Annotated in this window: 1 protein-coding gene; it reads left to right on the top strand. The window is 61.3% G+C overall.

The window, feature by feature from the left end:
- Window positions 1-189: 189 nt before the first annotated feature.
- Window positions 190-558 (top strand): transposase (locus PKE99_RS39420; protein WP_271215170.1); only part of this gene is annotated, 369 nt, incomplete at its 3' end.

The raw sequence follows: 558 nt of genomic DNA on the forward strand, positions 1-558 counted from the left end.
CTCGATCTGGTCCGCCAGCCTTGGCGGCACATAGGTATGGATGCGTCCGGGCGCCAGAAGGTCACGTAGCGCAACCGGCGCATCGGCGATATAAACCCACATTCTCCAAGTAAGTCGCTGATTTCGCTGTCGTAATCGTGATATTTCGCATATAAATCATGGCGTTGACGGCTGCGAGGGGCGCGTTTCATGGATCACCTGGAGGGTGCGGGCTTGGCGCGGGGAGATCGGGTTGATTTCGACCGCCGTGTGCGTCTGGAGTTCCGTGGTGCGCAGATCAGTTCAGACGGTGGCCTGCTGGTGATGCGCGAGCTTGATGACGTGCTCGGCCTGTCCAATCTGGCGTCGGAGGCGCTGCGAGACAGCCGCACCGGGAAGAACACGCTCCATCGGCTTGACGGATTGTTCCGGCAATCGGTGTTCGGACGACTGGCCGGATACGAGGATGTGAACGATGCCGACCGCTTGGCCCTCGATCCCGTGATGCGTCAGGTCGTTGGCGGCAGGGCCGTCGAGGCGCAAGCTGCTTCGGCATCGCAGATGAGACGGTTCGAGACC

Origin of the sequence: Pseudonocardia halophobica, assembly GCF_027922425.1 — a bacterium.
Classification (GTDB): domain Bacteria; phylum Actinomycetota; class Actinomycetes; order Mycobacteriales; family Pseudonocardiaceae; genus Pseudonocardia; species Pseudonocardia halophobica.